The organism is Methylomagnum sp. (genome assembly GCF_054333355.1).
Genome location: NZ_JBTEKS010000077.1, coordinates 1 through 14751 on the forward strand (window position 1 = coordinate 1; position 14751 = coordinate 14751).

The following is a 14751-nucleotide window of genomic DNA, read 5'->3' on the forward strand; positions in this document are numbered from 1 at the left end:
CGTAGCCTTTCAGGAAGGTGTCCTGCATGGACTGCCACAGCTTGAGGTTCTGCCGCGCCAAGTCGCCGAACACCGACATCGGCCCCGTCTCCATCAGCTTCGCCATCTGCTCTTCCATGAGCTTCTGCTGCTGGGTGAACACCGAGAGGCTTTGCTCCAGATAACTGCTCATGAAGCCCTGCATGGTGTCGCCATAGGCGCGGATGATCTGCTCCAGCACCTCGCGGCTGAAGATGGGTTTGCCCTGTTCCTCCTGCTCCAGGATGACCTGCATCAGGATGCTGCGGGTGATGTCCTCCTCGGTCTTGGCGTCCACGATGCGGAACTTGACGCCGTCCTTGACCAGCCGCCGGATGTCCTCCAGCGTGATGTAGGCGCTGACCACCGTGTCGTAGAGTCGGCGGTTCGGGTATTTTTTGATGATTCGTTCTTTTTCCATGGATTGGCGCTTGGGACTTTGGCGAAACATAACTCCCGGAATTCGTAGGTCGGACATCAGTCCGACCTGTCGGGCTAAAGCCCGACCTACGGCAAAGCGTTATCGAATCGGGCATTTAATTCCGGCCATAGCCTCATCCCATGTGCTGGCCGCCGTTGATGGAAATGTCCGCCCCGGTGATGAAGCCCGAATCCTCCGCCGCGAGGAAGGCCACCAAGCGTCCAATCTCAGAAGGCTTGCCGAAGCGTCCCACCGGAATCTCCGCCATGATCTTGCCCCGGTGTTCCTCCGGCACGGCCATGATCATCGGCGAGTCGATGTAGCCCGGCGACACGGTGTTGCAGGTCACGCCCTTGCGGGCACCCTCACGGGCCACCGACATGGTGAAGCCGTGAATACCGGCCTTGCTAGCGGCGTAATTGACCTGACCGAACTGGCCCTTCTGGCCGTTCACCGAAGAGATGTTGACGATGCGGCCATAGCCCCGGTCCATCATGCCGCCGATGACTTGGCGGCTGGTGTTGAACACGCTGTCCAAGTTGGCCGTCAGGACTTGCCGCCACTGGTCCGGTCCCATCTTGCGCAGGGCCGAGTCGCGGGTGATGCCGGCGGCGTTGACCAACACGTCGACGGGTCCGACTTCCTGTTCGATCTTGGCGAACACGGCGGCGGTTTCGTCGAAGTTGGTGACATCGCAGCCGTAGACCTTGGCGTCGTCATAGCCATCGGCCTTGCGGGCGGCTTCCCACACGTCGGGGACGCAATCGGGCGTGCCGGGCAGGCACAGCGCGACCACTTTATGGCCGGACGCGGCCAGGTGCTTACAGATTTCGGTTCCGATGGTGCCGGTTCCGCCAGTGACGACGGCGACTCGTGTACTCATACATTCCTCCTGAAGTATCTTTTGATGGGGATGATAGAAAAACGAAAGCGTATTTACGTTGCTTTAAATGGATTCAAAATCGTCAAGCGGCCATTAATGATTTGGCCGTGCTGCATATCCTCCGAATAAAGGGTGACGCAATCCGTCTCCAAGGCAGCGGCCACAATCAAGCTATCCCAATAACTCAAGGCCAAACATTCCCGTAGCCGAGAAGCCAAAAGAAACTGGCTTTCCGTCGCTTCCGCCACAGGCAATCCACATACCACCTGGAAACCAGGTTACGAAGTACTGGTTCGGTCATGGCGGTCTTTTTCAGTAGATTGACTGAAACCTCCCGAATGACCTGGGTGCTGATCGTAGGCTGTGGAATCGAGGCAATCAGTCGATCAGCCATATTCCGGCGAGGATCGGGTTTCTCTTCCTCGATTAAGGCGTAAAGCCAAATATTCGAGTCGATGAATATTTCACCGGGCATTGGCTTCTTCCCGGCTTAAAGGGATAAAGGTTTTAACCTTGAGAGGGTTGGCCCGGAATTCGGCTAAAGCCCCTTCGCGGGATACCATTCGCTCGTCCCGGACAATGGCTTTTTCTTCATACATGACAATCAGCTTGGCGCGAGCGACATAGGCGGGAAGCTGGTCGCTGCTTATTTCAACCCGGTGGTTGATGATGGGGGCTTCGATTTCGAGGGCGATCATAGAAATAACGCTCTTTTATAGCTCGTAGGGTGGGATGGAAGCTCTTGCGGAACCCATCATTCCTCGCTGTAGTAGGGTCCGATGGGTTCCGCTATCGCTACCCATCCTATAAAAGATTTACCGCTCCACCGCCATCGCGATCCCCTGCCCCCCGCCGATGCACAGCGTCGCCAAGCCCTTCTTGGCGTCGCGCTTCTGCATTTCGTGCAGCAGGGTCACGAGAATCCGGGCGCCGGACGCGCCGATGGGGTGGCCCAAGGCAATCGCCCCACCATTGACGTTGACCTTCGCCAAATCCCAGCCCAAGTCGCGATTGACCGAAATGGCCTGGGCCGCGAAGGCTTCGTTGGCTTCGATCAAGTCCAAATCAGCCACGGACCAGCCCGCCCTTTGCAGCGCTTGCCGGGTGGCGTTGATCGGTCCCGTGCCCATGATGGCGGGGTCAACGCCGGACTGGCCCACCGCCGCGATGCGGGCCAAGGGTTTCAAGCCCAGCCGACTCGCCGTGCTGGCCGACATGACCACCACAGCGGCGGCACCATCGTTGACGCCGGAGGCATTGCCCGCCGTCACCGTGCCGTCCTTGCGGAAGGCCGGTTTCAGCTTGGCGAGGCCGTCGAGGCTGGCGCCGAAGCGGGGAAACTCGTCGGTGTCGCAGACGATGGCCGGGCCTTTGGGCTGGGGAATCTCGAAGGGAATGATTTCGTCCTTGAACCGGCCCGCCTTGATGGCCGCTTCGGCCTTCTGCTGGGAGGCCACGGCGAATTCGTCCTGTTCCTGGCGGGTGATGCCGAACTTGTCGGCGATGTTCTCGGCGGTGATGCCCATGTGGTAGTTGTTGAAGGCGTCCCACAGGCCATCAACAATCATGGTGTCGATGAGCTTCCAGTCGCCCATGCGCTGGCCGTTGCGGGAATTGGGCAGGACGTGGGGCGCGAGGCTCATGTTCTCCTGGCCGCCCGCGATGACTACTCGTGCGTCGCCGCAGCGGATGGCCTGGGCCGCCAATTGCACCGCCTTGAGTCCGCTGCCGCAGACCTTGTTCAAGGTGGTGGCGGAGACTTCGAAAGGCAGGCCCGCCTGAATGGCCGCTTGCCGGGCACCGTTCTGGCCGATACCGGCGGTCAAGACTTGCCCCAAAATCACTTCGTCGATTTGCCGCCCTTCCAGGCCAGTCTGGGCCAGCAATTCCGTGATGACCTTCGCGCCCAGCCGGGACGCGGGCGTGTTCGCCAGGGTGCCGCCGAATTTGCCGATGGCCGTTCGAGCGGCGGCGACTATGACAACTTCTTCCATTGCTCCATCCTCACGTAAGCGAAAAAAGGCCCATACTGGCGATTCCCGTGGGCGCGGCTGCCAATCGCGACAAGCTGAAAACCGCGGCTGGAAACCGCTCCCACCGAGGCAAGCTGAGCCAGTGTAATAGTCATCGGGCCAGCATCCATGGAATTGGACTGCCAGCCCGTTAGGTTCATGGGCTTAAGGCCATGCGGCCCCGCCCAAAGTACCGATAACTTTAGGCAGCCTTCGCCGCGAAAGAGTTCACCGCCGTTTTCGCGGTCTGGTCGGCCCAAACGCCCACGGCGTCCTGGGTTTCCTTGGCGACCTTGAAGAAATCGCCGACGCGGTCAACCCATTTCTGGCCGTATTCCGCCGCCATCTTAGTTTCCTCGGCCACCCATTTTTGCGGGTCTTTCACTTCGCCCAACAGTTGCAGTTGGCGGCTACCGAAATCGACGTAGTCTTGGGTTATGGCCAGGTTGTGTTGCGCCAGCTTTTGGGCCGTGCCGACGGCGAGTTCTTGCCACGCGGTGACGGGTGCCAGGGCGGCGCGGTTTGCTTCCAGCCATTGATCGAATAGACGGGTGTTCATGGTGGGTCTCCTGTTGCAGGGTGCTTGGACAAAACCTTTTCTGTTGCGTTGCAGCATAGTAGCGCTTTGAAGGGTTGTCAACCTGTCCATTGAAGCGCCCCCCTTCCTATCGTTCCCACGCTTTGCGTCACCGCCATTACAGCGCTTATCACCCGGATTCAATACGGCGAATTTGTAGGGTACGCTGTGCGTACCTTGCGGGGTCTGAAAGGTACGCACAGCGTACCCTACAGAGGTATCGAACCCGCATGAACGCCACTATAACTAAAAATGCGTAGGCTTTGATTTCGTTGGCCGAGTGGAGTCGAAGCCAGCGAAATCAAAGCCCCTCGGTAGGTTCGCTTCGACTCCGCTCAGCGAACGGGTAGCCTTAACTTAAATGGCGGTGACGCGGAGCGTGGGAACGATAAGATTTTTTATGTTGCGACGCATCAAAATCTTGATATAGTTCTACCATACACTTCTCAACCAAGCCTTTCCATCAGGAGAATCGCCATGACCGGACAAGCGTCTTTGGGACTGAACGACTGGACCGCCCTGTGGGGCGACGCGCAGCAGAAATACTGGCAAAGCTGGATGGACATCTCCCGCCAAGGCTCCGGGCCATTTGTCGGCAAGAAAGAAGAGCCGTCCAACCCCTGGGCGCAGGGCTTCGACACTTGGGCCAAATTGGCGACGGGTGCCATGCCGACCGAATCCCGCGATTGGGCCACCAAGCTGGCCGACGCGAACCGGGGCTACCTGCAAATGGGCGAGACGCTGTGGAAAACGCTGTCCACCGGCCAAGCGGCCCCCTCCAACCCGGAAGCCTGGTGGCAGGCGGTCAATCAGGGCATCCAGCAGATGCAGGACGGCTTCGCGACGGGCGTGGGCGCGGGCAAAGACCCGTGGGCCGGGTTCGCCACCTTCTGGGGCATGCCCATGGACAACTGGCGGCGGGTCTATTCCGCCTGCTCCGCCATGCCGGGCGACATGGAGAAAGTCTTCCGCAGTTTCTCCCAACCCGGCGAGCCGCCCGAAGCCGCCCTGAGCCGCCTGTTCGCCATCCCCAACCTCGGCTACACCCGCGAATGGCAGGACGAGGTGAAGGAATGGCAACGGCTGTGGCTGGAACACGGCCAAGCCGCCCGCGACTACGGTCAAGTGCTGGCGGGCATCGCCTCCAAGGCGTCGGAAATCCTGGGCAAGAAGCTTTACGACCTGAGCGCCGAGGCCAAGACGCCGGAAACCCTCCGCGACTTCTACAACCTGTGGGTGGACTGCGGCGAGGAAGCCTACGCCGACGCCGCCACCACGGCGGAATTCACCCGTGGGCAGGCCCACTTGGTCAACACGCTGATGGCGGTGAAACGCCAAGAACAAAAAATGATCGACGAGGTGCTGGGCGGCTTGAACATGCCCACCCGGCGCGAACTGGACACCAGCCACCGGCGGCTCCATCAATTGCAGCGGCAGGTGTGGCGCTTGCAGGAAGCCTTGGACGATTCCGGCATTCGCGCCTTGCGCGAGGAAGTGGCCACGCTGCAACGGGAGATGGAGGCGTTGCGGGGACACTCGGAAGAGTCCGGTGCCGACAAAAGGCCCGCCGCCCGTGGCCGTAAAGCGGCTGGCGAAGCTTAACCGCTTGTGGGAGTGGGCTTTAGCCCACGACAGCCGGGCCTGATCGTGGGCTAAAAACCCACTCCCACCCGTGAAAACAATAAATCCAAGGAGATTGCCCCATGTTTCGCCCCGATCAAATCGCTCAAGAAGTCTTCGACTTCAACCGCCGCATGGCCAATGGCATGGTGACGCTCAGCCAGGTCGGCGACATCGAGGTGGGCGTCAGTCCCTGCGATGTCGTACACAAGGAAGACAAGCTCAGCCTGTTGCACTACCGGCCACGGGTCGCCGACCCGGCCAAGGTGCCGCTACTGATCGTCTACGCCCTGGTCAACCGCCCCTACATGACCGACTTGCAAGAAGACCGCTCGCTTATCAAAGGCTTGCTGGACGCGGGCGTGGACGTCTACCTCATCGACTGGGGCTACCCGGACGCCGCCGACCGCTATCTGGAACTGGACGACTACATCAACGGCTACATCCGCCGCTGCGTGGATTTCATCTGCCGCCAGCACAACCTGCCCAACATTAACCTGTTAGGGATTTGCCAGGGCGGCACCTTCAGCCTGTGCTTCACCGCCCTGCACCCGGAAAAGGTCCGCAACCTCGTCACCATGGTCACGCCGGTGGATTTCCACACGCCGGACAACGTGCTGAGTCAATGGTCGCGGGGATTGGACGTGGATTTGATGGTGGACACCCTGGGCAACGTGCCGGGCGAGTTGCTGAACTGGAGCTTCCTGTCCCTCAAGCCGTTCCGCCTGACCGGCCAGAAGTACGTGGACATGGCCGACATGCTGGAAGACCCGGTGAAGACGCGGAACTTCCTGCGCATGGAGAAGTGGATTTTCGACAGCCCCGACCAGGCGGGCGAGGCGTATCGGCAGTTCATCAAGTGGTTCTTCCAGGAGAACCGGCTGGTGAAGGGAAACCTGGAACTCGGCGGCAAGAAGGTGGATTTAAGCCGCGTCACCATGCCGGTGTTCAATGTCTACGCGACGGAAGATCATCTGGTGCCGCCCGCCGCGTCCATCGCGTTGGAGAAGGCCGTCGGGACGCGGGATTACACGCCGTTCGCCTTCAAGGGCGGCCATATCGGCATCTACGTCAGTGGCCGGGCGCAGAAGGAAATTCCGTCCACCGTGGCGAAGTGGCTGAAGGAGCGGTCGCACTGACGCCCGCGCTCACTGTAGGTCGGGTTTCAGCCCGACCTACAGTGGAAACGCCAAGAAATGGGCGTGCGACAAAGACACAGGTTGCCATTAGCGGGCTCCCGCGATAGACTACGCGCCCTTCTAAGCCGTCCCCATCGTCTAGCGGCCTAGGACTCCGCCCTCTCACGGCGGCAACAGGGGTTCGAACCCCCTTGGGGACGCCAAATAAAAAGAAGCCCGGCAAGTTCCGGGCTTTTTTGTGTCTAGTCCAGTGGTACGGCGCACTTCCCCCATCACTCCGCCCCATACAAGCCATACACCCGCTCCAACATGGCGATGTCCTCCGCCGCCGGTTCCACCCACGCCGCGCAGCCCAACTCGGCCAGGATGCCCCGCCCCGTCTCGTCGCTGTCCATGGACAACAGGAAATCGCGCAACGGCTCGGCCAATTCCACCCGCCGGGGCGACAGGCACCACAACTGAAAGGCGAACTGCGCCTCGCTGTGGTCCAGCTCCCGCAACATCCGCCGGGTCATCCCCGACAAGCGTTGATAATTCTCGCTGGGCATGAACAGCAAATCCGCCTCGCCCTTCAACAGCGTCTGCACCGCCTTGATCTCGTGCCCCGGAAACACATAGCGGAGGCTGTCGGATGGCACGCCGCTCTCGTCCAGCAGATACCGGCCCAGCAAATACACGAAGCTATCGCGGGACGCCGCCACCGCCCGGCTGCCCGCGAAATCGGCGAGGCCGGGGCGGGCGTCGTCGGCCCGCGCCAGCAGGGTCACTTCATCGCTCTGGTTCGAAGGGCGGGCCAGCGGGCGGTAGCCGTGACGGGTCATCAAGCGCACCGCGTCGAAGGGCCGGGTGAACACCAAATCGGGCGGGGCGGCGGAACGGTCCAGCCCGCCCAGCAGGTTATCGGCGATGTCCAGATGCGCGGCGAGGGACAACCGGCGCTGCAAATGGGTGTTGAGGAAATACCAGCCGTTGAGTTGCTGGCTGCTCTGCATGTGGACCCGCCAGGCCAGGGCTTTGGGAGCCGCCGATTCCGGCACGAGGTGTAGCGGCGGACGGTCCCGTTCGGCCCGGTCCCCGTCGCTTCGACTCCGCTCAGCGGACGAGGACGGGGCGGACGGGGTTGCCATGGGCGGAGTCCGGGCCGGAGCTTGCGGCGCGGGTCCGCCATTCGCCGCCAGCGCGGCGCGGGCCGGTGCCTCCGCCACCAGGAAGCGGGTCAGCCCGGTCATCTTGAACAACATGCCGGTCATGCGGTTGGCCCGGCTGACCCGGATGTCGATGTTCTTGGCCTGCCAATGCTCGAACAGCTTGAGCAACTGCGCCAGCCCCATGGAATTGACCCGCTGCACGGCGGCGAAATCCAGTTCCACTTCGCTGTTGGTCGGGAGCGCGTACAGCGGTTCCAGGGCGGGAATCGCGTCCACATCGACCACGCCTTGCAGGTGGAAGCATTGCTGGGTGGCATCAGCCGACGGCGCTGGCTGGATAGTCAGGGAGGGAAGGTTCATGGCGGATGGCCTCATGCACTTCGCTGTGAAAAAGGAATTGAAACCCGCTGTCCGCCTCGGTGTTCAGCGGGCGGGTCAGGTCGAACAACACGGTGGCCTGGGTCTGGCGATGGGGCAGCACCCGCAGTTGCAGGTAATCGGACAGCCGCCACAGCAGATAGAAACCCGCGCCGCCCCGCCCGGCGATCAAGCCCTCGCCCTCGATGTGGCGGGCCAGCCGGTGCAGGAACACCGCCGGGGTGAGCGTGCCCCAGGAATCCACCACCGACAGGCCCAGCACGCCCTGGCCTATGCCGATATGCAGGCTCAGGTTCTCGTCGTGGCTCAGGCGGCGGCGCTCGCCCTTGGCGTGCAGATGGTCGCCCCGCCCGTTCTTCGGCGCGGCGTACAGGCCGTTCTCCAGCAATTCGTCGATGGCGAGCAGGGCCGCGTCCAGATGCTCTGGCCCGACGCCCGACTCTTCCAGGAAGGCCGCGCCTTCCTCCATCACGAAGGCCTTGTCGTCGCTGTGATCCAGCCGCAATTCCCGCCACACCGTCCCGGTGCGGGGCAGCAGGGCGGCGAGGTCGGCATGGTGGGCGCCCACCTGATGTTGATTAATCAGCGAATCCCAGCCGAGTCGCTGGATGATGGCTTGATGGCGCGGCAGCACGCGGCGCACGCCATCTTGGGAGAAGCGCGGCAGCAGGTCGGCGAAAGCGGGTTCCGCCACGAACACCAGGGCTTGCCGCGACACATAGGGGGAAATCGGCTCGTTCTTGGCCCGATACCACGCGTCCGGCAGCCGCACCAAACCTTGCTCGGGCGGGCTGGGGAATTCCTCGGCGGATGCGGTGCCGTGGTCCGCCGGTTGCGTGGGCCGCTCGACGTATTCCACCGAGAACAGGGTCACGTCGTCCTCGAACGTGGTGCGCCCGGCGTGTTGCGTCAGGGCGTCCAGCAGCGTGTCCCGCAGCGCCGTGAACTCTCCTTCGGCGTGGGCTTGCAGCAAGCCTTCCAGCCGCTCGTAACCGAATGGTTCCTCGGCGGGATTCAGCTCTTCCACGATGCCGTCGGTATAGAGGAACAGCCGGTCGCCCAAATCCAACTCGGTCGAGGCGGGCGGGTACTCGGCCTGTTCCGACTTGCCCAGCGGAAGCCCCCCGGCGTCCAGCATTTCCAGGGTGCCGAGCATGGCGCGGTACAGATAGGGGAACTGGTGCCCGGCGTTGGCGTAGGCCAGTTCGCCGGTCAGGGTGTCGAGGCAGGCGGCGAACATGGTCATGTACAGGGTTTGCTGGGCGGTGTTCAGCAAGGTCCGGTTGAGGCGGGCCAGGATGCGTTCCGGCACCCGCTCGCCCTCCGCCGCGAGGATGTTCACGCCCGCCTTGACCGCGCTGACCAGGGTGCCCGCCGCCACGCCGTGGCCGCTGACATCGCCCACCAGCAGCACCGCGTGGCGTCCGTCCACCGTGTAGCGGTCGTAGTAATCGCCGCCCACCTCGCTGGAGGTGAGCAGGGTGGCGAGTCCCCGCACGCCCGGCAGGTCGATGTCCGGGGCGGGCAGCAATTGGCGCTGCAACTGCGCGGCCAGGGCCACCTCCCGGTTCAGGCGCGCGCCCAGGCTCTGGACGGCGTTGAGCAATTGATTCTGCGATTCCGACAGGCTCAGCATCATGTCGGCGATGGACACGACGCCGAGCAGGCTGTCGCCCGCCACCACCGGCAGCGCGTCGTAGAACATGCCGGGGTCGCGGGCCAGGTATTCCACCAGCACCCGGTCGATGCGTTCCTCCGGGGCGGGGCTGACCGGCGGTGCCGCCATCTCCGGCATGGCCTTGATGAGCTCCGACACGGGCCGCTTGGCGTAGACCTCGTGGACGAAGGCGCGGGTCATGAAGCTCATGAAGGCCCGCCGCGACACCATGCCGAGGTAGCGCTTGCGGCCCCCCAGCAGGGGCACGGCCAGCAGGTCTTCCTGCTTGTGGAACAGGGCCAGCAGCGTCGCCACCGGGGCGTCGGGCGCGATGGACTCCACCGGGCGGGCGAGATCACCCATGGTGGGCGTGGAAACTTGGGCGGGGGGGTGGTCAGTAGCAGTGGCGGCGATGGGGGTCATGGGCTTCGCGTTCTGATTCCGAGACACCGGGCACTATAGTGAGCCTGTGTTACGACGGCATGACTGGCGGACGCGCTTGAGCCATGTTCCAAAAAATTGAGAATTCCCCGCCCATCGCATTCCCCATCGTTCCCACGCTCGGCGTGGGAACGCATCCGGCGGCGCTCCCGCGCCGCGAATCGGAACGCCGGAGCGCTCCAGAAAGTGTTCCCACAGAGACCATCACTGCCATTAAGTTAGGCTGCCCGTTCGCTGAGCGGAGTCGAAGCGAACCTACCGAGAGGCTTTGATTTCGCTGGTTCGACTCCGCTCGGCCAACGAAATCAAAGCCCGCGCATTCTTAACCTAATGGCAGTGACGGAGACCGTGGGAGCGATGAATCCGCAACCCAAGCCAAGCCTCTGGCGTGTGCCATTTCACGCATTCGACACAGGTTCATCACCAATCAGCAACAAAGCCCATCTAGGATTGGGGTCTTTCCCAAACTCCCTTAAATCCGTCCCCGGAGTCATCATGAAAGTCCCCCATCTCACCCTTCGGGCGCTCGTTGGCACTCTGTCCATCGCCTCGACCGCCGCCCTGGCCGCGAACGGCAACTTTGAAAATTCCCCCGCTGGCTGGCGTTCGCTGGGCCAGGACGCCATCAAGCAGCAGAAGCGCCAGAAGCCCAACGCGGGCTACGCCAAGAATGTGATCCTGTTCGTCGGCGATGGCATGGGCGTCTCCACCGTCACCGCCGCCCGCATCCTGGAAGGCCAGATGCAGAACCGCGACGGCGAAATCAACCGCCTGGCTTTCGAGAGCCTGCCCTACCTCGCCCATTCCGTGACGGCCAGCGCCAACCAGCAGACCTCCGATTCGGCCCCCACGGCGACGGCCATGGTCACGGGCATCAAGACCAACGACGGGGCCATCGCGGTCGATCAGAGCACCAAACGCGACGAGCCGGACGCCAGCGTGATCGCCAGCCACACGCTCAAGACCATCCTGGAGCGGGCCGAGGAGCGGGGCATGTCCACCGGCATCGTCACCACCACCCGCGTCACCCACGCCACCCCGGCGGTGAACTACGCGCACATCGGCAACCGCGACTGGGAAGGCAACTATCAATTGCCGACCGGCGCGACCGTCAAGGACATCGCCGCCCAATTGGTGGACTTCCCCTACGGCGACGGCCTGGAAGTCGCCCTGGGCGGCGGGCGCACGCAGTTCTATACCAGCGACGAGGCCGACCCGGAATACACCACCCAGAAAGGCCGCCGCACCGACGGGCGCAGCCTCTACAAGGAATGGGACAAGGACGGCGCGGCGCCGGGCTATGCCTATGTTTGGAACAAGACCGGGTTCGACGCCATCGACCCGCAGTCCACCCAGCACCTACTGGGCCTGTTCGAGCGCTCCCATATGCACTACGAGGCCGACCGCAATCTGGACCCGGCGGGCGAACCCTCGCTGGCGGAGATGACCAAGAAGGCCATCGAAATCCTCAGCAAGAACAAGAAGGGCTATTACCTGATGATCGAGGGCGGGCGCATCGACCACGCCCACCATGCCTCTAATGCCTACCGCGCCCTGACCGACACCGTGGCGATGTCGGAAGCGGTCAAGACCGCCCTGGCGATGACCAACACCAAGAACACGCTCGTCATGGTGACGGCTGACCATAGCCACGTCTTCACCATCGCGGGCTATCCGAAGCGCGGCAATCCCATCCTGGGCAAGGTGGTCGGGGCGGGTGAAACCGGCTTCAGCAAGGACTTGCTCGGCCTGCCCTACACCACCCTGTCCTACGCCAACGGTCCCGGCTATGTGGGCGCGTCCTTCAGCGACGCGGCCAAGACCAAGCCGCTCCAGGTCGCGGGTCCGAAATCCTTCACGCCCAACATGGCCAACGGCGCGGGCAGCGAGGGCCATACCCCGGTCGCCTATAACCCGGCCACGGGCCGCCCGGACCTGAACGCGGTGGACACCGCCGATCCGTCCTACCTCCAGGAAGGCTTGGTACCGATGAGCGCGGAAACCCACGCGGGCGAGGATGTGGCGATCTACGCCGGCGGCCCGCAGGCGCATCTGATGCAGGGCACCCAGGAGCAGAACGTCATCTACCACGTCATGGCGGAAGCCTTGAAAATGAAGAAGTGACGGAACGTCCCGCCTAAGCCGGAGCCTTGTCCGGCACACCCGGCCACGGAGGGCCGGCCGTTCCCCCGCGCCACGCGGCAGCCCGCCGCCACTCACCGATTTTTTTCGACGCCACACCCCCATGCGAATCCTAGCGCTATTGTCCTGCCTGACCCTGGCCGGGCTGTCCGGCTGCGCCAGCCACACGCCGCCGCGTTTGAATCTCGACGGCAACGCCCTGACGCCCATCGCCGCCGAATACGAAACGGTCATCACCGACCCCGATGGGGACGCCCACCGCCACATTAAGCGCTGGCGCTTCTGGCGCGACGCGGACTTGGTGGAAACCCGCTCCCTGGACACCGACGAGGGCGAAATCTGGCGCCGCAGCGTCAAGGGCTTGATCTTCTACGAACGCATCTACCACCGGGACCGCAAGGTCGTGGAATCCAACCCCGACGACCTGCGGGCGCTGCACCGCGAACCGCAGTGGCACAGGGTGGCCTTGCTGCTCGACCCGAGCCTGTTGAATGCCCAATTGGTGTTCCAAGGCCGCGAAAGCCTCGCTGGCCGACCCGCGCTGCGCTATGTCGGCGTGGCGGAAGGGGTGGAATACGAGGTGTGGTGGCTGGAACACGAAAACATTCCCGGCCTGATCCGGCAGCGCTCCCCGGAACGGGAAATCGCCGTGACCCTGCGGGAAACTTACCCGCTGAACCGGGCACCCTGGCCGCATGACACGTCCCGCGACTACGCCAGCCTCGACTACGCCGATCTGGGGGACATGGAGAGCGACCCGTTCGTGAAGCGGATTCTGCATGGGGCGGAATTCGGCCACAGCCACGAGCATCAGCATTGATCCGGCGTGGACTAGAGCATTTTCATTCCGAGTGTACGGATAGCCATGTCGTGGGAGCGGGCTTCAGCCCGCGGCCCGTTGTTCAAAACGTGGTCTAAAGCCCACTCCCACGGGCCAGACATCCAATCCGAAAACGCGCTAGGCGGCAAGCCTGATTCGCGCCGTGTCATGAAACCTTAAGAATCCCCCGCTATCTTCCGTCACATCGTCTCAATCTGCGTCCATCTTTAAGTTTTTCCTAGCGTGATTGCCATGAGTACATTCCCCCTGGCATTGGCCCCCCAAGATTTCCTGGACCTGCGCCGTGCCCAGGAGCATCTGGAACATCCCAGCTTCGCCGTCCGCCTGACCAACGTCATGGGCACGCCCATCGAAATGGGACTCAAGCTGTTGCCCCGGACGTGGTGGCACAGCTTGCACGGGACGGTGGAAAAGGCCATCGGCCAAGCGCTGAAAGTGGCGGTGGGCAGCCTCAAGAACAAGCAGGGCAAGGCCAGCAACACCTTGCACAAAGCCATGGGGATGGCGACGGGCGCGGTGGGCGGCTTTTTCGGTGGCCCGGCCTTGGTGGCGGAATTGCCCATCACCACGACGCTGATGCTGCGAACCATCGCCGACATCGCCCGCAGCGAGGGCGAGGACTTGGACTCCCTGGAAGCCCGGCTGGCCTGCCTGGAAGTGTTTGCCCTGGGCGGCCGCAGCAATCAGGACGATGCGGCGGACATTGGCTATTACGGCCTGCGGCTGGCCTTGGCCGCGCCGCTGGCGGGCACGGGCAACTACATCGCCCAACATGGCCTCAGGGGTGGGGCCGGTTCGCCCATGCTGGTGGACTTGATCCTGTGTCTTTCCAACCGCTTCGGCGTGGTGGTCTCCCAGAAGGCGGCGGCGGAATTGGTGCCGGTGGTCGGTGCCCTCGGCGGCGCCTTCGTGAACAGCGTCTTCATGCAGCATTTCCAGGACATGGCCCGCGCCCATTTCACCGTGCGGCGGCTGGAACGGAAATACTGCCCCGAACTCATCCAGGCGGAATATCAACGCCTGTTGCCGCTGCGGTAATCATCACTTTTAGGAAAAACATGGCTAACGTGGACGAATTATTGAAAGGCTTGTTGAAGAACGACGTGGCGAAGGGCGTCGCCATCGGCGTGGGCGTGGCGGCGGCGGTGCCCATCCTCGCCGTGGTGGCGAAACCCGCCGCCCGCTCGATGATGAGGACCGGCATCCTGTTCTTCGAGAAGGGCCGGGAATTCCTGGCCGCCGCCGAGGAGAACTTTGAGGACATGGTGGCGGAGGTCAAAAGCGAACTGGCGGAAGATCGGCGCATGGAGGAAGGCATCGCCGCCGCCGGGGAAACCGTGGGCGCGGGGGATTTCGTTTCGCCCGAGGATTGACCACCCAGGATCATCTCACTGTGGGAGCGGGCTTCAGCCCGCGATTAATTGCCAGCCCGTCGCGGGCTGAAGCCCGCTCCCCCGCGTCCGCGCGTCGCACC

The 14751-nt window shown here is 63.0% G+C and carries 13 protein-coding genes and 1 tRNA gene; 7 read left to right on the plus strand and 7 right to left on the minus strand.

Going from position 1 to position 14751, the window contains the following annotated elements; all coding sequences use genetic code 11:
- The 5 genes from phaR to ACXWUF_RS08305 all read right to left on the minus strand — a co-directional run.
- Positions 1–439: polyhydroxyalkanoate synthesis repressor PhaR (phaR, locus tag ACXWUF_RS08285; protein ID WP_458494196.1), on the minus strand; the 439-nt coding region annotated here is incomplete at its 3' end.
- A gap of 133 nt (positions 440–572) precedes the next feature.
- Entirely contained in the window at positions 573–1322 is a 750-nt protein-coding gene (gene phbB / locus ACXWUF_RS08290; RefSeq protein WP_458494197.1) for an acetoacetyl-CoA reductase, read from the minus strand.
- A gap of 464 nt (positions 1323–1786) precedes the next feature.
- Positions 1787–2020 (minus strand): hypothetical protein, encoded by a 234-nt coding sequence (locus ACXWUF_RS08295; RefSeq protein WP_458494198.1) that lies wholly within the window; start codon positions 2018–2020, stop codon positions 1787–1789.
- Between the two features lie 117 nt (positions 2021–2137).
- On the minus strand, positions 2138–3316 hold the full coding sequence (locus ACXWUF_RS08300) for an acetyl-CoA C-acetyltransferase (RefSeq protein ID WP_458494199.1): 1179 nt from the start codon (positions 3314–3316) through the stop codon (positions 2138–2140).
- 220 nt (positions 3317–3536) lie between these two features.
- Positions 3537–3893 carry a phasin family protein gene (locus ACXWUF_RS08305; RefSeq protein ID WP_458494200.1) on the minus strand — a complete coding sequence of 119 codons (357 nt, stop codon included), beginning with the start codon at positions 3891–3893 and terminating at the stop codon, positions 3537–3539.
- A 495-nt stretch (positions 3894–4388) separates the two neighbouring features.
- On the opposite strand from ACXWUF_RS08305, the gene phaE reads away from it, so the two are divergent.
- From phaE to ACXWUF_RS08320, 3 genes are all read left to right on the plus strand, one after another.
- Complete coding sequence (gene phaE / locus ACXWUF_RS08310; RefSeq protein ID WP_458494201.1) at positions 4389–5513, plus strand: class III poly(R)-hydroxyalkanoic acid synthase subunit PhaE; 1125 nt, start codon at positions 4389–4391, stop codon at positions 5511–5513.
- 101 nt (positions 5514–5614) lie between these two features.
- Positions 5615–6670, plus strand: a complete 1056-nt coding sequence (locus ACXWUF_RS08315) for a class III poly(R)-hydroxyalkanoic acid synthase subunit PhaC (RefSeq protein WP_458494202.1) — start codon at positions 5615–5617, stop codon at positions 6668–6670.
- A 127-nt stretch (positions 6671–6797) separates the two neighbouring features.
- A tRNA-Glu gene (locus ACXWUF_RS08320) sits at positions 6798–6873 on the plus strand.
- 69 nt (positions 6874–6942) lie between these two features.
- On the opposite strand, the gene ACXWUF_RS08325 is transcribed toward ACXWUF_RS08320, so the two are convergent.
- A complete protein-coding gene (locus tag ACXWUF_RS08325) occupies positions 6943–8178 on the minus strand; it encodes a PhnD/SsuA/transferrin family substrate-binding protein (RefSeq protein WP_458494203.1) in 1236 nt (411 codons plus the stop codon).
- On the minus strand, positions 8135–10276 hold the full coding sequence (locus ACXWUF_RS08330; protein ID WP_458494204.1) for a PP2C family protein-serine/threonine phosphatase: 2142 nt from the start codon (positions 10274–10276) through the stop codon (positions 8135–8137). The genes ACXWUF_RS08325 and ACXWUF_RS08330 overlap by 44 nt, the downstream gene beginning before the upstream one ends.
- A 513-nt stretch (positions 10277–10789) precedes the next feature.
- Between ACXWUF_RS08330 and ACXWUF_RS08335 the strand changes: the two genes are divergently transcribed.
- From ACXWUF_RS08335 to ACXWUF_RS08350, 4 genes are all read left to right on the plus strand, one after another.
- On the plus strand, positions 10790–12418 hold the full coding sequence (locus ACXWUF_RS08335; protein WP_458494205.1) for an alkaline phosphatase: 1629 nt from the start codon (positions 10790–10792) through the stop codon (positions 12416–12418).
- Between the two features lie 121 nt (positions 12419–12539).
- The gene (locus ACXWUF_RS08340) at positions 12540–13256 is read left to right on the plus strand and encodes a hypothetical protein (RefSeq protein WP_458494206.1); all 717 of its coding nucleotides are present in this window, start codon (positions 12540–12542) and stop codon (positions 13254–13256) included.
- A 252-nt stretch (positions 13257–13508) separates the two neighbouring features.
- Positions 13509–14315 carry an EcsC family protein gene (locus ACXWUF_RS08345; RefSeq protein ID WP_458494207.1) on the plus strand — a complete coding sequence of 269 codons (807 nt, stop codon included), beginning with the start codon at positions 13509–13511 and terminating at the stop codon, positions 14313–14315.
- Positions 14316–14335: 20 nt separating this feature from the next.
- Positions 14336–14650 carry a DUF5132 domain-containing protein gene (locus ACXWUF_RS08350; protein WP_458494208.1) on the plus strand — a complete coding sequence of 105 codons (315 nt, stop codon included), beginning with the start codon at positions 14336–14338 and terminating at the stop codon, positions 14648–14650.
- The last annotated feature ends 101 nt before the right edge of the window (positions 14651–14751 follow it).